We start from the raw sequence: 18,469 nt of genomic DNA, 5'->3' as shown, positions 1-18,469 counted from the left end.
TATAAATTGTCGAATCCAAACCACGTGAGGCAGGGTGATTGGGTCAGGGGACCGGGCTTTGGGGTGAAATGCGCGCGAAAGAGCTATTTGCGTACCAAGGCCGTCAGCCCCGCGCGTGCTTTCACCCCAAAACCGCATGCCCCTGACCCAGTCGCCCTGCCGGGTTCCACCCTGAACGCCTCCAACCACAACACTTTGATACCCGCGAGTTCAAAAGTGAAGACCAGACAACACGCCCCCCAATAAGTTTTTTGAACAGGGGTTGTTCAAAAAATTCAAGCCAGGCGGGTGCCTTGTGCCCTACCATCTTGCCCATCATTTCACCGGCATTGATCAATGAACACCCCCTTGCAACACTTCACCGACCAGATTCGCAACGCTGCGGCACAACGCACCCCGCTGCGCATTCGCGGCGCGGGCAGCAAAGACTTTTATGGTCACCCCACCCAGGGCGAGCTGCTCGACACCCGCTCCTACAGCGGCATCGTCAGCTACGAACCCACCGAACTCGTGGTCACGGTGCGGGCGGGCACGCCAGTGGCCGAGCTCGAAGCCGCATTGGCCGAAAAAGGCCAGTGCCTGGCGTTTGAGCCCCCTCACTTTGAAACCGCTGAAGGCAGCGCTGGCGGCACCTGTGGGGGCATGGTGGCGGCAGGTTTGAACGGCCCGGCGCGGGCCAGCGTGGGCAGCTTGCGCGACTACGTGCTGGGCGTGCAATTCATCAACGGCCGTGCCGAGCAGCTCACTTTTGGCGGCCAGGTCATGAAAAACGTGGCTGGCTACGACGTCTCGCGCCTGATGGCAGGCAGCATGGGCACGCTGGCGCTGCTGACCGAAATTTCTCTGAAAGTGCTGCCCGTTGCCCCCGGTGAAGCCACCCTGGTGTTTGAACTCGACCAAGCCCAAGCACTGGCCCAGTTGCACCGCTGGGGTGCCCAGCCGCTGCCGCTGAACGCCAGTTGCTGGGTGCAAGACAGCACCGCGCCCGGTTCTCCCGAGCTGCTGTTTGTGCGCCTGCGCGGTGCGCTGGCGGCGGTGGAGTCAGCCTGCACCCAGATGCTGGCCGACGTGCCCGGCCAACGCCTGGACAACGCCCAAGCCCAGGCCGACTGGCGCGCTTGTTGCGACCAAACCTTGCCGTTTTTCCAGCCCGCCGCAGGCCAAGACCTGTGCCTGTGGCGCCTGAGCGTGCCGCAAACCGCCCCGGTCTTGAACCTGCCTTGGCCCACCTTGGTGGAGTGGCATGGTGGCTTGCGCTGGCTGTGGGCACCCGAGTCTGCCCACGCCCAGCTGCGTCAGGCTGCGGCAAATGTGGCTGGAAGCGCTACGTTATTCAGAGCTGCTTGCGCAAGTGATACATGCGCTACAGCCCGATTTGATGCATTAAAACCCACCACATGGCAAGTTCACCAGCGCCTCAAAGCCGAATTCGACCCGGCCGGCATCTTCAACCCTGGCCGCACCTACAAGGGGCTCTGACACCATGCAAACCCAACTCGCTCCCCAGTACCAAAGCAGCCCCGACGGCCAGGCGGCCGAAGCCATTTTGCGCAAATGCGTGCACTGCGGGTTTTGCACCGCCACCTGCCCCACCTATCAGCTGCTGGGCGATGAGCTAGACGGCCCGCGTGGCCGCATTTACCTGATCAAACAAGTGCTGGAAGGCACCACCCCCACGCGCAAAACCCAAGCCCACTTAGACCGCTGCCTGACCTGCCGCAACTGCGAAAGCACCTGCCCCAGCGGCGTGCAATACGGCCACCTGCTCGACATTGGCCGCAAGCTGGTCGATGCCCAAGTGCCCCGCCCACTGGGTGAGCGCGCCCTGCGCTGGGCGCTGAAAGAGGGCCTGCCCTCGCCCCTGTTTGCGCCTGCCATGGCCATGGGCCAACTGATGCGTCCGCTGCTGCCCCACGCGCTGCAAAACAAAGTGCCTGCCAAACAACCCGCTGGGGTCACGCCCAGCCGCAGTCACGCCCGCAAGGTGCTGGTGCTGCAAGGCTGCGTGCAGCCCGCCATGAGCCCCAACATCAACAGCGCCACCGCCCGTGTGTTTGATGCGGCGGGCATTGAGTGTGTGGCCGCCGCCAAAGCGGGCTGCTGCGGCGCGGTCAAGTTTCACCTGAATGACCAGATTGGGGGCAGGGCCGAGATGCGTGCCAACATCGACGCCTGGTGGCCGCACATTGAGGCCGGGGTGGAGGGCATTGTCATCAACGCCTCGGGCTGCGGTGTCACGGTCAAGGACTATGGCCACATCCTGCGCGACGACCCGGCCTATGCCGCCAAAGCCCAGCGCGTGAGCGAGCTGACCAAAGACGTGAGCGAATGGCTGCCCAGCCTGGTGCCCCAGCTCAAGACAAAAGTAGCAGGCAGCGCCCGCCGCATTGCGTTTCACCCGCCATGCTCCATGCAGCATGGCATGCAGCTGCGCGGCGGCGTGGAGAAATACATGGGCGAGCTGGGTTTTCACGTCAAAACCACTGGCTGCGAGGCGCACCTGTGCTGCGGCTCGGCCGGCACCTACAGCGTGCTCAACCCCACCCTGTCATACCAATTGCGCGACCGCAAACTGGGCAACTTGGCCAAAACCTTTGGCGACCAAGCCCCTGACGAAATTGTGTCTGCCAACATCGGCTGCATCACCCATCTGCAAAGCGGCACCAGCACCCCGGTGCGCCACTGGATTGAAGTGCTGGACGAAGCGCTGCAACAGTCGGCTTGAAGTTGCTTTAAAAATCAGAGCTGCTAGCGCTTGATTGACGGGCGCTAGAGCCCTGTTTGGCATGTAAACCGGATTGACGCAGGCGGATGCGATTCAAGCTGATGTGCTGGGCATTTCACTCCCTCTCCCAAAGGGAGAGGGAATAAATTCACATCAGTTTGAATCTCACCCGTGCAGGCGGCTACTGCATGCGTCTCAAGGCTGGGTCGGTAAAATCATCACCAAGCCTTACTGGCTTGACTTGCCACCTCACCACCGTGCCCGCCTTCGGGCGCCTTTCCCCTTCGCCTTTGCCACTGTCTTTCACCGCCTTTTCGATTTGGAACCTCTTTCGCCATGACGCGAGCCCGCCCGCGCCCTCTTGCTGCTGCTGCGCCACCTCTGCAGCCCGCCACGCACGCCCACTTTCACAGCACCCGCCTGCTGCAGCTGCTGGCAGCTGGGCCGGCCATGCCAGCGCCCCAGCCGCAAGCCGCTTTTGCCGAGCACCTGGGGCAGTGGGTGGACGTGGCCAGCGCCTTCACGCTGCGTGCGCTGCACAACAGCCGCCCACTGCCGCACGCCCACCACCGCCCGCACCGACCCGACGAGAGCGCCGAGAGCACCTCTGCGCGTCAAGCCTTGCAGCAGCAAGTGGCGCGTGTGCAAGCCCGGTTAACTGCCGCCATCACGCTGGCTGTGGCAAACGTGCCGCAGGCCAAACCTGAGCCGGTCAAGTTTCAAGGTGACGCTGCGGCGCAAGACCCCGGTCAGACAACACCGCCGAGCGAAAACGAACCCTCTTTTGCGCCTTACCTCAAGCTCTACCAAACCCAGCAGCGCGCCATGCAAGACCAGCTGCTGCCACTGCGCGCGAATGTGCGCGTGGCGCTGGCAAGTGCCTGCGCCGAGCTCAAGCCCTTGGCGCGGCTGGATCAGGCCTTTGAGGCGATCTTGACCGAGCGCGAAACCCGCTTGCTGGCGCAGCTGCCCAGCCTGCTGGAAAAGCGCTTTCAGGCGGCGCAGCAGGCTGCTGCTGAAGCCGCGCCGGGTGCGCACTCTGATTGGCAACTGGCCTTTGGCCAAGAGCTGCAAACCTTTTTACTGGCCGAGCTTGACCTGCGCCTGCAACCCACGCTGGGGCTGCTTGACGCTTGGCCCGACGGACACCACTGACACCACTGACACCACTGACACACATGAACCTAGATGCCTCAGTTGACCGCTTACATGTACCAATAAGTGCTTATGAACATTAACTTTTTCAGCGTTGATCGACTTCACCATTTGGGCGACATCGCTTCGCACCCGACCAACTAAGGAATCTAGGTTGAACAAACACTTTTTCACCGGCGCGTTTGCGCTGGGTTTTGCTGCCGTGGCCTGGGTGGCCAGCGGCTTTGTCGGCACCAGCCTGGTGGCCTTGCTGATGACGCTGCTGATTGCCGCCGTCTACGGTGTGGGCGCGCTAGAGCTTTACCGCTACCAGCAAGCCACCCAGTCGCTGCACGCGGCGCTGGTCAGTCTGGCCGGCTCCACCCCGGCGGCGCTGGCGCCCTGGCTGGCTGGCCTGCCACCCAGTGTGCAAAACGCTGTGCGCTTGCGTGTGCAAGGCGAGCGCGTGGGCTTGCCGGGCCCGGCGCTGACGCCGTATTTGGTGAGCCTGCTGGTGATGCTGGGCATGCTGGGCACGTTTTTGGGCATGGTTGTCACGCTCAATGGCGCAGCGTTTTCGCTGCAAGGCGAGGCCGATTTGCCCACCATTCGCGCTGCGCTGGCCGCGCCCATCAAGGGGCTGGGGCTGGCTTTTGGCACCTCGGTGGCGGGGGTGGCCTCATCAGCCATGCTGGGGCTGATGTCGGTGCTGGTGCGGCGTGCACGCCAACACACCGCGCAGCTGCTGGACGACAAAATTGCCACCGATCTGCACCCCTTCACACAAGCCCACCAGCGCCAGCAAACCGACCAGGCGCTGCAGCAGCAAGCGCACACCTTGCCCCAAGTGGTGACCCAGTTGCAGCAGCTGATGAGCCACATGACGCAGATGAACGAGCAGCTGCACCAGCGCCTGCTGGCGCAGCAAGACAGCTTTCACACCGAGGTGGCGCACAGCTACACCACGCTGGCCACGTCGGTCGACCACTCGCTGCGCCACGCCGTGAACCAAAGCGCCCAGGCGGCCAGCGACAGCCTGCAGCCACTGCTGCACACTGCCCTGCAAGCGCTGGCGCAACAAGCCAGCCAGCACCACCAGCAGTTGCAAGCGGCCACAGAGCAGCAGTTGAGCGGCGTGGCCGAGCAGTTAAACACCGCCACCAGCCACATCAGCCAGACCTGGCAAATGGCACTGGCCCAGCAGCAAAGCAGCAACGCCACGCTGGCGCAAGACTTTGCCCAACACAGCCAAGCGCTGCTGACGCAGGCCGCCCAAGCGCTTGCACAGGCCGCAGCGCAGCGCCAAACCCTTGAGCTGCAGCAACAGCAAGCCTGGGCCGCGTCGCTGCAGGCCTTGTCTGCCCAGCTACAAAGCCAGTGGCAAGACACCGGCGCCCAGCAGCAAGCACAGCAGCTGGCCATCAGCAGCCAGCTCACAGACACCGCCCACACCCTGACCGAGCACCTGCAAGCCAGCCAGCACGCCACGCTGGCCGAGCTGACCCGGCTGATGGATACCTCTGCCGCTGCACCGCGCGCAGCGGCAGAGGTGATCGCGCAGCTGCGCGAGCACATGTCCCACAGCCTGGCGCAAGACAACACCTTGCTTGAAGAGCGCAGCCAGATCATGGCCACGCTGCACAGCCTGCTGGCGGCCATCAACCATGCTTCAAAAGAGCAGCGCGAGGTGATCGACACGCTGGTGGCCAGCGCCACGCAGGCGCTCAGTCAAACCGGCCAGCAGTTTGCCGCGCAGGCGCAGCACCAGTCTGCCCAGCTGGGCGATGCCGCAGCGCAAGTGGCCTGCAGCGCCATCGAGGTGGCCAGCCTAGGCGAAACTTTTGGCTTTGCCACCCAAACCTTCAGCGCCGCCAATGACAAACTGCTGGCGCAGCTGCAGCGCACCGAAGCGGCGTTGAGCCAGTCGCAACACCGCAGCGACGAGCAAATGGCCTACTACGTGGCGCAAGCGCGCGAGATCATTGACCTGAGTTTGATGGCACAAAAAGACATCCTGGCGCACCTGAACCCAACGTCAGCCACAGCCACAGCACCTGCCCTGGCTGCGGCCACCCCCTTGGAGGCAGCTTGATGCACAACGTAGACGACATGGCGCAAAACGCCCCGGTGTGGGCGGTTTTTGGTGACCTGATGGCTGGGCTGCTGGGCGCATTTGTGCTGATTTTGGTGGGCGTGCTGGGCGTGCAACTGGAGCTGCAAACCCATTTGCAAGACGAGATAAAAAAACGCCAGGTGGAAGAACAGCGCCGCATCACCCTGGAAAAAGCGCTGGCCGTGCCGCTGGCCAGCGGGCGCATCACGCTCAACAACGGCCGCATTGGCATCAGCGGGCGGGTGCTGTTTGCGCTGAACTCTGACCAGCTCCAACCCGAAGGCGCGCAGCTGCTGACCAGCCTGGTGCCACCCCTGCGCACCTACCTGGCTTCGCGCCGCGAGCTGCTGATGGTGAGCGGCTTCACCGACGACCGCTCCATTCGCAACAGCAACCACCGCTTTGCCGACAACTGGGAGCTGTCGGCCCAACGCGCGCTGACCGTTACCCGCAGTTTGATCGACGCTGGCATGCCCGCCAGCATGGTGTTTGCCGCCGCCTTTGGCGCCGAGCAGCCGGCCACGCCCAATGTGAGTGACGCCGCACGCGCCCAAAACCGCCGCGTCGAACTGGCGCCAGTGCCGCAAAACAGCGGCACCCGCGCCCCTTGACTTGAATGGCTGCTTACCCCCCGCACATTGCAGACCACAGCCCTGGCGTGGCTACACCCCCCACGCTGCCCAGCGCCCAGTTGCACGCGCTGCGCCTGGCCGGTGCGGCACAGCTTGACCCGGTGGCTTGGCACTATGCAGAGCTGTTAAGCCGCCGCGCCGACACCCAGCACGGCCAGGTGCAGCGCTTGCTGCAAGCCAAACTGGGGCAGGTGCTGGCTGCGTTGGAGGCACGGCTGGCGCAAGTGGGCGCAGCGTCAGCAGCACCGACAGCGCCCTTGCCGTCATCCTTGCACACCCCCAGCTTGACCGGGTTGAGCACGCTGGCCAGCCTGCAAGCGCTGACCCGCAGCTTGAGCCAGGTGCCTGCGCCGCCCCGGTACGCAGCAGCGGGCGAGGCTGCACATGACCAGGGCAGCAGCACGGCGGGCGCAACCGCGCCCCTGGAGCTCAAGGCCATGGGGCAGTTCAAGAGCACTTGGGCGCAACTCAGCGTGAAAAGGCGGCTGGCGCAGGCGCAAACCCAAGCCCCAACCAACGCCGGGCCGGCCAATTCGCAGCATGTGGTGCTGCAGTCCATGGCGCAGATGCAAGCCCTGTCGCCCGCCTATTTGAGCCGCTTCACGGCCTACGTCGACACCTTGCTGTACCTGGATCAGGTCAGACCAGCCAAAGCGGCTAAGCCGCGCAGGGGAAAAAAGTAGCTATATTTTAAATAGCTGCTTGTGCTTTATTTATAAGCACTAGAGGGTGATTTGGCATATATTTTTTTGAGCAGGTTACCATGCTGATCATGTCCAAAGGGAGGAGATATGAACCGCACAGAACGGCTCTACAAAATCAACGAGTTGCTGCACGCCAATAAGGTCGTCAGCTTTGCCAACCTGCTGGCCGCCTTGGGCGTGTCACGCTCCACCCTCAAGCGCGATTTGAACTACCTGTGCGAACGCCTGCACAACCCCATCATCTACAGCCGCGAGTTGGGCGGCTACCGGCGCGGACCCTCTGACTCGGCCGACCACCACCCACACGAACTGCCGGGCCTGTGGTTCTCTCCCACCGAAATCCACGCTCTGCTGACCATGCAGCAACTGCTGGCCGGGCTGGATGCCGGCGGTGTGCTCACCACGCACATCGCCCCGCTGATGGAGCGCCTGAATGCCCTGCTGGGGCCGGAAGGCAACCCGGAGGCCACCGAGCTGCGCCAGCGCGTGCGCATCATCCGCCTGGCGCAACGCAGCGTGATGCCGCGCCACTTTGAGCAAGTCGCCACCGCCCTGGCACAGCGCAAGCGCCTGCACATCGCCTACACCGCACGCGGCAACGGCCACACCACCGAGCGCGACATCTCGCCCCAGCGCCTGGTGCACTACCGCGACAACTGGTATCTGGATGCCTGGTGTCACCAGCGCCAAAGCCTGCGCAACTTTGCGCTGGATGCCATCACCCGGCTGGAGCCGCTGAACGAACCTGCGCGCGAAGTCAGCGCCGCCCAACTCAGCACCACCTTTGGCTCCGGCTACGGCATCTTTTCAGGCGGCGCAGTGCGCTTGGCCCGCCTGCGTTTTTCCGCCGAGCGTGCCCGCTGGGTGGCGCAAGAACAGTGGCACGCCGAGCAAAGCGGCAAGGTTGAAAGCGACGGCAGCTACCTGCTGCGCCTGCCCTACACCGACCACCGCGAGCTGATCATGGACATCCTGAAACACGGCACGCATTGCGAAGTGCTGGGGCCGCCGTCGCTGCGCCGGGTGGTCGCCGACGAGGTGAAGAAGATGGGGGAGAAATATTTTTGAGGGGGTGGGCAGAGGTTCATCTGGTGAACCTGTGGGTGGGTAAGCTCAATCGAGTGAAAGACTTCAAACCATGAAAACCCTTACCCCTGAATTTGACAATCCTGATGCCGAGGCCCACAAGCTCTGGTTGGCACAGATGGGCGCTGAATACTTGCAGGAAACGGCTGACCCAGCACGATTGCTGGATCGTGCCCGTCAGGCCTGGCAGCAACAAGGCCACAGTGAAGAGTGGATCACGCAACGCATGACTGGGCAGGAACCGGGTAACAAACCTACCGACCCGATGACTGAGCAGGAGTTGATTTTTGCTGCGCTGGCAGAACTGTCTACTCGGCAAATCGCTGAAAGCGTGGTTGCATCTGGCATGGCAGAAAACAAGACTGCAGCCCAAAGTGGTGGCCACATCGCCGCCCAGGCCCGCCAGCAGCTCGAGAGCCAGTCCAGCACGCCAGAGGTGACCAGGGCCAACTACCTGCCGCCCGTTGCGGTCAAGGCGGTGAAGACTGTCAAGGCATCGCGCAAGGCGTAACGGCGTGAAGCTGCAGCATTGGCGACACAGCTCGCGCCACTGATGATCGAGCAACTGTTCAACACCCAGGAATACGACAAAGGAGATTGGTAATGATCATGATCGATAGCGTTTTGGCCTCATGGGCGGCGGTGGATACTGCGCTGGGTTTGTCTTCCCCTGTACGAGACGAAGAGCACTACACCGAACTTCTCGATTTTGTGGAAGAGTGCTTCGAGCGTTTTGGCGCACAAGATAGTCATCCCATTTTTTCCTTGGTTGACTTGGTGGCGCGGCGCATCAAAGCGTATGAAGACCAGCTTCACCCCTGGCCAGATGTCAGTACCCCAGTCACACCGCAGGCTTTTTTGATGGCCCCGGTTGATTTATCAAACAGCCTTTAGCCCCTGATTAAACATGCGCAACACGCTACTTATTCAATAGTATCTCCAACAACTATCAGCACCATGGTCTGCCCCACCGGGCGGTGGTGGACCATGTGGGAAGGCTGACTGAAATATATTTTTGAGGAGGTTGGCAGAGGGTCACGTGGTGGACCTATGGGTGGATAAGCTACACACAAATCAACAAAATTCAGGAGGGGGATTTCATCGTGTCAGACGCATTAGCTCATTCGGGTGGACAGGTCGGGACGGGGCATCAACGGTTTCCCGCATGGGGGAAACTCTCTCGGGACAAGGCGGGGCAGGTGTCCAGTGAGCATCCCTTGCTGGATCACATGACCGACGTGGCCGCTTGTTTCCTGGCCCTTGCTGAATGCACTGCCATTCGGCGTTCTATGGAGAAAACGGCAGGGCGTGCCCTTGATGCGGCAGATTTGCAGCGGCTGGCTGTGCTGGTCTTTCTGCACGATGTGGGTAAAGCCAATGCCGGTTTCCAGTCACAACGCTGGCGGTTACCTGATAGGCCACCGGGTAGCTGGCCCACTACGCCGTTGGGGCACGGCCCCGAAGGCTGGGAACTGATTTCGGGGCGTGTGCTAAATGCCGAGCACTATGCAGTCGGCTTGCCCATTGCGGAAATCGTGGCTTGGGGTGAAGTCGCCGTTAGCGAGTTGCTTCAGGCCAGCATCAGCCATCACGGGCGACCTCTTGGTGAAAGTCCTGATAAGCAAACAGAAAGCATATGGAAGCCCGTGTTGGATAAAACCGGAGCGGTGCTGTACGACCCCGCTACGACTTTGGCAAGCATGGGCGAGCGGGTGAAACAAAGTTATCCGCTGGCCTTCTCGGAGTGCCATCAACCCTTGCCTGACCAGCCTGCCTTCGTGCATCTCTTTGCCGGGTTGGTTCAGTTGGCCGACTGGTTGGGGTCTGACACCCGTGAAGGCTTCTTCCCCTACACCGTCCCCGGCGAGGATCGAACTCACACTGCTGCTGTGGGAGCGCAATACGCAGTGCATGCCATTGGTCTGGACGTGAACAATTGGCGTGATGAATTGTGCGGCGAGCGACCCACTTTCAGTGATGCTTTTGACGTGCCGGAAGCACGCCCCATGCAATTGGCTGCTGCTGATTTGTCGTTGGGCAACATCGTGGTGCTGGAGGCGGAAACCGGCAGCGGCAAGACCGAAGCCGCGCTGTGGCGCTTTGTTCAATTGTTTGAAGCGGGCAAGATCGATAGCCTGTACTTTGCACTACCCACCCGCGTTGCGGCAACACAGCTCTACCAGCGTGTGCTGGCCTTGGTGAGTCGCTTATGGCCTACAGATGCACCGGTGGTGGTGAGAGCTTTGCCTGGCTACGAAGCGGCAGATGACCAAGAAAAAATCAGCCTGCCAGATTTCAAAGTTCAGTGGCCCGATCATCCCGCCGATGAGAAAGCGCATCAGCGCTGGGTGGCGGAGTCGCCCAAGCGTTTTCTGGCAGCCACCATTGCGGTGGGGACGATAGACCAAGCCTTACTCGGCGCACTCAAGGTGCGCCATGCCCACATGCGCCACGCTTTGCTGGCCCGCAGCCTGCTGGTGGTGGATGAGGTGCATGCGTCAGATGCGTACATGACGGTGCTGCTGGAGAAATTGCTTCAGGCACACCTCAAAACAGGCGGCCAAGCCATGCTGCTTTCTGCCACTTTGGGCTCATCAGCGCGTACACGCTACCTCAGCATTGGGCAATCAATGAAGCAGGCACTGCCCTCGCTAGCCGATGCCTGCGCAGCGCCCTACCCAGCGGTCAGCTTTCGCAATGCATCGGGTATGCACCTGCAACCCGTGGCGGGTAACCCGCAACACAAAACCGTGTACTGGGAGACGCTCGATGCCATGGATGACCCCGTGCGCATTGCCACGCTCGCAGCCCAGGCTGCAGCACAAGGCGCACGCGTGCTGGTGGTGCGCAACACCGTTCCTGCCGCTGTTGCCACACTCAAAGCACTGGAGCAATTGACTCTGGCCCAAGGTGGTGACTGGCTGTTCAAAGTCAATGGCATCAGCACCGTCCACCACAGCCGCTACAGCCGCCAAGACCGCCCATTGCTAGACAAGGCGGTGGAAGCGCAACTGGGCAAAACGCGGAAAGATTCGCAGGGTCGCGTCATCATCGGCACCCAAACACTGGAGCAAAGCCTGGACATTGATGCCGACTTGCTCATCACCGACCTGTGCCCCATGGACGTGTTGCTCCAGCGCCTGGGTCGTTTGCACCGACATGCCCGACCTGAGGCAGAGCGGTCGGAGGGCTACCGTCAGCCGCGTGCTTGGGTGCTCACACCTGCTGGCAATGACCTCACACCCATGTTCAAGCGTGCTCGCCATGGCTTGGGCCGATTCCACGACGGTGGCGGTGTGTACCCCGACTTACGCATGATCGAGGTCACCAAGCGCTTGATTCAGGCCCAATTCAGCCGCGAGATACCCGCTGACAACCGTGCCTTGGTTGAGCTCGCTACACACACAGAAGCTCTGAAAGCAATTGAGCAAGAGTTGGGGGCTACGTGGCAAAAACATGGTCAAACGATTGAAGGTGAAATAAGTGCGCTTAGAGCAATAGGTCATCTCCAAATGTTGCAATTTGACGATGCTTTTTCTGACGCATTTTTCCCCGACGGTGATCAAAAAATCTCAACTCGCATCGGTGCGGCTGATAGGTTAGTGACCTTCGATCCACCCCTGCCCGGCCCATTTCAGCAGGAGGTGAAGCAATTAGCCCTGCGTGCGTATGAAGCTGAAGGCGTAAGCCTTGATGCGGGACCTACTGGTGTCGCCATATTCCCAGACCACTTCGGCTTTGAATTCATGTTTGGTGATACAAGCTATCGCTATAGCCGCTTCGGGCTGGAGCGCCTGAAAACCGACGACCAAAACCAACCCACACAGGGAGAAACCGTATGACGATTGCCCCGGAACTGCAGTTTTCATTGCTCACCGAGCCCATCATTCGTTACCGCCGTGCGAGTGATGGCGAAACCGTAAAAGCCAGCTTGCCCGAGTTGTTCGTGGCGCTCGCCGCGGATGAAGTGCGCGATTACCCCGCATTGCGTCCACACCAACGCCACCCCTGGCACGCCTTCCTGGTGCAGTTGGCCGCCATAGCTCTGCATAAGGCAGAAAGAACAGCGGGTTTTGAAACTGCTCAGGAGTGGCGTGATGCATTGCTGGCGCTCACGCCTGATGACCCCGATGGGGCTGCGTGGTGTTTGGTGTCGCCACCTGATCGGCCTGCGTTGTTGCAGGCGGCCGTTTCTGTGGGGCTGGTTAAAGACTGGGACATTAGCAACGCGGCAGATTCGCTTGACATGCTGATAACTTCAAAGAATCACGATTTAAAACAAGAGCGAATGCGCAGAGGGTCGGCAGACGATTGGTTGTTTTCTTTAGTGAGTCTACAAACGCAAGAGGGATTCGGTGGGCGTGACAACTTCGGTATTACAAGAATGGCCGGAAGTTTTGGATCTCGAACAGCCGTTGGCGCTGTTCCATCAGGAAATGTCGGAAGAAGATGGCAGTGCGACGTTGCCGTCATGCTCAATGAGCGAGATCGCATTGCGGAAAACTATTCTTATAAACATGCGGGCGGTATCTCGCTGGTATGGACGATTCCGTGGGACGGATCACTTGGTGCGCAAATTTCGATGCAGCAGCTTGACCCCTTGTATATTGAAATTTGTCGTCAAGTTCGCCTAGCAATACGACCGAGGACACAGAATATTTTTGCCAGTACATCGTCATCGAAAGCGTCGCGCATCAGTAGCGGGGATCGACAAGGCGTAACCGGTGATATTTGGACCTCAGTTAATGAATTGGCAAAGCCATTCGGTGCGGCTTTGAAGATTCGGGCAAGAGGGTTTGACTACAAATTGTCGTCAAGTCTTTTGTTTGGCATCGAGTACGGCAGTGGAGAACGTGCCTGCTTTTATTCACCAACATCAGCGTTGAAATTGAATGGAGCAACGCCGGGGCAATTGTCTAGCGCCGTCTTGTGCGGTGTTTCGCGTGGCGGTCCTACTGGAAACAAAAGTGTCACGCAAGGCTATCACGAGCGGCGTTTGCCTATCTCACCCAAAGTTCGCTCCCTCCTGATTACAAACCAAAAAGCGCAACTTGGGCGCATAGCTGGGCAGCGCATCGCTGCTATTAGCGAGGTACGCAAACTCCTTTGGCTTTCATTGGTGATTTTGTTTGCAAACGGAAATTCACGTGACAACAGTGTGGGGGATGAGGCCAAGGCCAGTAAATTTTCTGCCCCCTTTGAGCTTGTCGAAGACACACGCTTTTTTGACGACCTCAATGAAGAAATAGAAGCCACAGACCCCGCCGAACAACGCCTGCAATGGTTGCTGGGCGTGGTTGAGCGGGCTGAAGCCATCCTGAAGGCGGCCTTCAATGCGGGGCCGCGCAGTGGCATCCAAAAGTACCGCGCCCAGTCTGCGGCCTTGTCACGCTTTCATGGCGGGCTTCGCAGTGACAAATTCCCGATACCCGACCTCGTCAATTACTACCGTCAACAAACCATCAAACGCCAGGAGGAAACCCGTGACAACGCTTGACCCCACGTCAGAACAAAACGATCCACCAGAGGAAACCGCTGCCTACCGCGAACCTTTTGGGGCGTTGGCCGCCTACATCCAGCGTACCAGCACCGGCGACCGCGCGGCACTGGCCCGGCTCAAGCCGGAAGCCCTGCAACCGCACCAGTTGGCCGCGTTAGCAAGAGCTTTGACTGCGGCAGGTCTGGCCCCTGAGCAATGGCACGCGGACACCTGGCCGCGTTGGGCTTTGATTGCACACGGCATGGCGTTAGCTGGACATGACGGCAAACAGAAGCTGGGAAGACAGTTGGCGCACGCTGGCGTGTCTGAATCGCGTGTCACCAAATTACTCACCTCACGGGGTGATGCCTTTACGCAGCTTTTGCCGCGCGTGCTGCGCCTGTTGGCCAGCAAAGGCGTGGCACCCAACTGGCGTGAACTGGGCGAACTGGTGCTCAAAGAAAGTAGCAGCCTGCGCAGTAGCCAAGCCGATGCTGAGGAAATACGTCTCCAAATTGCAGGCCCCTATTTTTCAACGCTGGCCCGCGCCGAATCCAAGTCATAACAAACCATCATCCAAGGAGTTTTCATGAATCTGCCCCGTTTTATCCAAATCCACACCCTGCACAACTACCCCGGCGCATTGCTAAATCGCGACGATGCCGGTCTGGCCAAGCGCCTGCCCTATGGCGATGCCATTCGCACGCGCATTTCGTCACAGTGCTTGAAGCGACACTGGCGGGTGGCCGAGGATCATTTTTCGCTGGCAAGCCTGGGTGTGCCCATGGCCGTGCGTTCCCGGCAGACGCTGGATTTGATTCGTAAAAAATTGATCGAGGCGGGCCTGTCTGAAGAACTGGCACAGTCGGCAGGCGAGGGGTTGCGCGATGCAGGCTTGTTGGACAAAGGTGGAAAAGAGTCCAAGGGCAAAGAGGCTTTGGAAACAGGGCAGGCGGTGTTGATGGGCAGCGCCGAGATTGATTACCTTGTCAAACGCTGTGCTGAACTTGCGCAGGAAAACACCGAAGCCAAGGCACTCAAGACTGCCATTGCCAAGTTTCTGAAAGACGAGAAGAAAAACATCGAAGCATTGAAACACGGCAGCGGGCTGGAAGCCGCCTTGTTTGGGCGCATGGTCACGTCCGACGTGCTGGCGAGCCGCGATGCAGCTGTGTACGTGGCACACGCCTTTACCGTACACGAAGCGCAAGTGGAAAACGATTACTTCACCGTGGTGGACGACCTGCTGCGCGAAGCCGGTGAACTGGGTTCTGCCGGTATCTTCGACACCGAACTGGCCTCCGGCCTGTACTACGGCTACGTGGTGGTGGATGTGCCGCAACTGATTGCCAACCTGGAAGGTGAGGCAGCTAAAGATTGGGCCACATTGCCCGCCGAAAAGCGAGAGCTGGCAGGCCGCGTGGTGCAGCACCTGCTGCACCTGATTGCCACGGTCAGCCCTGGTGCCAAGCGCGGATCGACTGCGCCGTTTGACTGGGCTAAATTCTTGCTGGTGGAAGTGGGCGACTGGCAGCCGCGTAGCCTGGCGGGTGCCTTCCAAAACGCCTTGCCGACCGACCACACCGCTCTTCGCGAAACTGCCGTGCAGATGCTGGCGGACGAAGTAGGCAAACTTGACGATGCTTACGGTGCCACGCTGGACAGGCGCTTCCTCGCACTGGACAAGGTGAGCGTGCCCAATGCGCAGCGCCTGTCCCTGAACGATTTGGCTACGTGGGTGCAGGCCTACATCACCCAAGGCGCAGCGCCAGCACAGGTGGCCTGACATGCCGCGCCATTTGCTGATCAGGTTATCGTCCCCGCTCATCGCGTTTGGGGGTGAAACCATTGACAACTTTGGGGTCATCCGAGACTTTCCGGCGCTCTCCATGGTCACGGGCTTGATTGCCAACGCCTTGGGCTGGGATCGGGGTGACGACGGCTTGCACAACCGTCTGCAAACGCGGCTGCGCATGGGTGCTCGATTGGAGACACAAGGCACTCGGTTAACGGACTTTCAAACCGCGCAGTTGGGTGCCAATGACAAGGCCTGGACAACGTGGGGCACGATAGAAGAGCGAAGAGGTGGTGCCGCGTCTTATGACAGTCCTCATTTGCGTTACCGCGACTATTACACCGACCTCACAGCCCTGCTTGCTTTGCGACTGGAGCCCGCCGACGAGTCCCCCACGTTGGACGAAGTGGCGCAGGCGCTGGATCGTCCACAGCGCCCTCTGTTCATCGGTCGCAAACCCTGTCTGCCCGTTGGCCGCTTGGTGGCTGGTTGGGTGGAGGCTGATTCGGTCTTGCAAGCCCTGCAGCTTGTCCCACGGGTCAACAGCGAACGTGGTCTGCGAGCCCAATGGCCGGATGGCGAAGGCCAATTGCAGGGTGACCGTTTGGTCGATGTGTGCGACGAACGCAACTGGACCAGCGGTGTGCATGGCGGCTGGCGACCGGTGCGAGAAGGCCTCATCCAAACCACAGGAAACATGTCATGAGTTCAGAGAGCCTCTATTTGATGCACACCCAGCCAGACCCACAGCGACTGGCAGCATGGGCAGCACGCCACCGCCTGTTAGACAAAGAAGGCGATCTGGGTTATGCCCTCCATGCGCTGCTGCATGCGGCTTTTGGTGAACAAGCGCCACAACCGTTTCGCTACCTCGATGCCGAGCAAGGCCTGTTGGCCTACACCCGCTTGGATGCAACTGGATTGGCGCAACTCGTTGCCCTGGCTGAACCTGACGTGGCCGCTGCGTTGGGGCTTGGCCAGACTCGCCAGCATGGCGGTATGAATGTGCGCGTCTTTCCCACGCACTGGGCTGTTGGCCACACGCTAGGGTTTGAAGTGCGCGTGCGCCCCATCATCCGCGAAGGCAAAACTGGCCGCGAGCGCGATGCCTTCCTCGCTGCGGCTGAAAAGGCACAGGGCAGTGTGCTGGATCGTGGCGAGGTGTATGTGCAGTGGCTGCGCGATGTGCTGGTGCGCCAAGGTGGTGCAGAACTGGTGGACGCCAAGATGACCCGCTACCAGCAGTTGGGGGTAACGCGCAAGAGCCAGAAAGGCAGCGCGGATGATGTGCGCCACAGCCGCCTGGTCAGTGGGCCTGATGCGGTGCTGGCCGGGCAACTGCGCGTGACCAACTCACAAGCCTTTCCACAACTTCTTGCCAACGGGCTTGGGCGACATCGAGCGTTTGGATTTGGTTTTCTGATGTTGCGCCCTGCGCGTGGTTGACATGGACGAAATGTCTACATGCTGAAGGGCCGCCTCGGGCTAGAAACCGCCCGCTTCCCGCACGCAGACCGCCATGGGCTACTCTGGCTGGAGCGGGGCGAGTTGTGCGTCATTGACGGTTGTTTGCATTTCATGCGGGGGGCCAATTCATTGACTCCGCAAGTGGATCAAATTCCGCATCAGTCGGTATCCATGATTTTGCTGGGGCCAGGCAGCAGCGTAACGCACGATGCCTTGCGCCTGCTGGCTCGCCACGGCACGCTGATGGCTGCAGTGGGTGTGGATGGCGTGCGCTCTTACACCGCGCCGCCTTTGATGCCTGATCGTTCCGATGTAGCCAGACGACAAGCCGAGTTGTGGGGCAACCCGCGTCGGCGCATCAGCGTGGCGCGGCATATGTACGCGCTGCGCCTGGGCGAGATACTGCCGCACCGTGAGTTGGATACATTGCGCGGCATTGAAGGCTCCCGTGTCAAGGTCATGTACAAGTTGATGGCCGACAAGCACGGCATCGAATGGAATGGCCGCCACTACGACCGGGCCAACCCGATGGCCGCTGACATTCCGAACCAGGCACTGAACCATGCTGCCACGGCGGTTCAGGCTGCTGCTGCGATTGCGGTGCAGTCGTTGGCGGCGCTGCCGCCGCTGGGCTTTATTCATGAGGACTCAGGGCAGTCGTTTGTACTGGACATCGCCGACTTGTTTCGTGAAGCGGTCACGCTGCAAATCGCTTTTGCCGCCGCCAAGCAGGTGAGCAAAGGCGCAGAAGATACGGTAGACCGCCTAGTGCGACGTGAAGCCGCCCAGGTGTTTCGCAAGCAGCAAGTTATCCCGTTGATGATCGACAAAATCAAGCAAGTCTTACGCATGGAGGAGGTCGATGGCGCTGGTGATGATAGTGACACGTGATGTGGCAGACCGGTTCCACGGTTTTCTTGCTTCGGTCATGTTGGAGGTTGCACCCAATGTGTTCGTCGCACCGCGGATGAACAAGGGCGTGCGTGAACGCACGTGGGATGTTGTCTCCGATTGGCATGCCCAAGAACCAAGAGGCAGCTTGGTGATGGTCTGGCGTGATTTGAATGAGGTGGGTGGCATCGGCCTGGCCCATCTTGGAACCCCGCCCCGTGAATTGATTGAGATGGACGGAATGTGGTTGACCCGGCGCAGCAAGTCCGCAAACGTTCTTTAAAATTTTGAATGAGTTTGGTTGTTTTCTCTTGCGCCTCAACAAGTTAGGTGTGAGAGGTTCCCCCGCGCGAGCGGGGATAGACCCGCGTCCGGGTAGCAGCTATCACCAACTTGGAAGGTTCCCCCGCGCGAGCGGGGATAGACCCACGAAGCCAGTCAGA

At 60.3% G+C, this 18,469-nt stretch carries 17 protein-coding genes; all 17 read left to right on the top strand.

What is annotated here, in order from left to right; genetic code table 11:
- The first annotated feature begins 336 nt into the window (after window positions 1-336).
- Entirely contained in the window at window positions 337-1,479 is a 1,143-nt protein-coding gene (gene glcE / locus PHT20_RS11415) for a glycolate oxidase subunit GlcE (RefSeq protein WP_301020601.1), read from the top strand.
- A 4-nt stretch (window positions 1,480-1,483) separates the two neighbouring features.
- A complete protein-coding gene (glcF, locus tag PHT20_RS11410) occupies window positions 1,484-2,725 on the top strand; it encodes a glycolate oxidase subunit GlcF (protein ID WP_301020600.1) in 1,242 nt (413 codons plus the stop codon).
- A gap of 336 nt (window positions 2,726-3,061) precedes the next feature.
- A complete protein-coding gene (locus tag PHT20_RS11405; RefSeq protein ID WP_301020599.1) occupies window positions 3,062-3,880 on the top strand; it encodes a DUF3348 family protein in 819 nt (272 codons plus the stop codon).
- 154 nt (window positions 3,881-4,034) lie between these two features.
- Window positions 4,035-5,951: a hypothetical protein gene (locus PHT20_RS11400; RefSeq protein ID WP_301020598.1), complete on the top strand. Its 1,917-nt coding sequence runs from the start codon at window positions 4,035-4,037 to the stop codon at window positions 5,949-5,951.
- Window positions 5,951-6,583: an OmpA family protein gene (locus PHT20_RS11395; RefSeq protein ID WP_301020597.1), complete on the top strand. Its 633-nt coding sequence runs from the start codon at window positions 5,951-5,953 to the stop codon at window positions 6,581-6,583. Before PHT20_RS11400 ends, PHT20_RS11395 begins: the two co-directional genes overlap by 1 nt.
- A 5-nt stretch (window positions 6,584-6,588) precedes the next feature.
- Complete coding sequence (locus tag PHT20_RS11390) at window positions 6,589-7,287, top strand: DUF2894 domain-containing protein (RefSeq protein ID WP_301020596.1); 699 nt, start codon at window positions 6,589-6,591, stop codon at window positions 7,285-7,287.
- A gap of 108 nt (window positions 7,288-7,395) precedes the next feature.
- Entirely contained in the window at window positions 7,396-8,376 is a 981-nt protein-coding gene (locus PHT20_RS11385; protein ID WP_301020595.1) for a YafY family protein, read from the top strand.
- Between the two features lie 70 nt (window positions 8,377-8,446).
- The gene (locus tag PHT20_RS11380) at window positions 8,447-8,905 is read left to right on the top strand and encodes a hypothetical protein (RefSeq protein WP_301020594.1); all 459 of its coding nucleotides are present in this window, start codon (window positions 8,447-8,449) and stop codon (window positions 8,903-8,905) included.
- Window positions 8,906-8,997: 92 nt separating this feature from the next.
- Complete coding sequence (locus PHT20_RS11375) at window positions 8,998-9,288, top strand: hypothetical protein (RefSeq protein WP_301020593.1); 291 nt, start codon at window positions 8,998-9,000, stop codon at window positions 9,286-9,288.
- Between the two features lie 209 nt (window positions 9,289-9,497).
- Entirely contained in the window at window positions 9,498-12,236 is a 2,739-nt protein-coding gene (cas3, locus tag PHT20_RS11370; RefSeq protein ID WP_301020592.1) for a CRISPR-associated helicase Cas3', read from the top strand.
- The gene (locus PHT20_RS11365; RefSeq protein ID WP_301020591.1) at window positions 12,233-13,891 is read left to right on the top strand and encodes a type I-E CRISPR-associated protein Cse1/CasA; all 1,659 of its coding nucleotides are present in this window, start codon (window positions 12,233-12,235) and stop codon (window positions 13,889-13,891) included. The genes cas3 and PHT20_RS11365 overlap by 4 nt, the downstream gene beginning before the upstream one ends.
- A complete protein-coding gene (gene casB / locus PHT20_RS11360; protein WP_301020590.1) occupies window positions 13,878-14,438 on the top strand; it encodes a type I-E CRISPR-associated protein Cse2/CasB in 561 nt (186 codons plus the stop codon). The genes PHT20_RS11365 and casB overlap by 14 nt, the downstream gene beginning before the upstream one ends.
- Window positions 14,439-14,462: 24 nt before the next feature.
- Window positions 14,463-15,659: a type I-E CRISPR-associated protein Cas7/Cse4/CasC gene (gene cas7e / locus PHT20_RS11355; RefSeq protein WP_301020589.1), complete on the top strand. Its 1,197-nt coding sequence runs from the start codon at window positions 14,463-14,465 to the stop codon at window positions 15,657-15,659.
- Window position 15,660: 1 nt separating this feature from the next.
- The gene (gene cas5e, locus PHT20_RS11350; RefSeq protein WP_301020588.1) at window positions 15,661-16,374 is read left to right on the top strand and encodes a type I-E CRISPR-associated protein Cas5/CasD; all 714 of its coding nucleotides are present in this window, start codon (window positions 15,661-15,663) and stop codon (window positions 16,372-16,374) included.
- The gene (gene cas6e / locus PHT20_RS11345; protein ID WP_301020587.1) at window positions 16,371-17,114 is read left to right on the top strand and encodes a type I-E CRISPR-associated protein Cas6/Cse3/CasE; all 744 of its coding nucleotides are present in this window, start codon (window positions 16,371-16,373) and stop codon (window positions 17,112-17,114) included. Before cas5e ends, cas6e begins: the two co-directional genes overlap by 4 nt.
- 18 nt (window positions 17,115-17,132) lie before the next feature.
- A complete protein-coding gene (cas1e, locus tag PHT20_RS11340; RefSeq protein WP_301020586.1) occupies window positions 17,133-18,026 on the top strand; it encodes a type I-E CRISPR-associated endonuclease Cas1e in 894 nt (297 codons plus the stop codon).
- Entirely contained in the window at window positions 17,998-18,309 is a 312-nt protein-coding gene (cas2e, locus tag PHT20_RS11335) for a type I-E CRISPR-associated endoribonuclease Cas2e (RefSeq protein ID WP_301020585.1), read from the top strand. The genes cas1e and cas2e overlap by 29 nt, the downstream gene beginning before the upstream one ends.
- Window positions 18,310-18,469: the final 160 nt, after the last annotated feature.

This window comes from Rhodoferax sp. (assembly GCF_028715765.1).
Taxonomy (GTDB): domain Bacteria; phylum Pseudomonadota; class Gammaproteobacteria; order Burkholderiales; family Burkholderiaceae_C; genus Rhodoferax.
The sequence above is the reverse complement of the archived record's forward strand: the minus strand, read 5'-3'. Positions and strand labels throughout refer to the sequence as shown.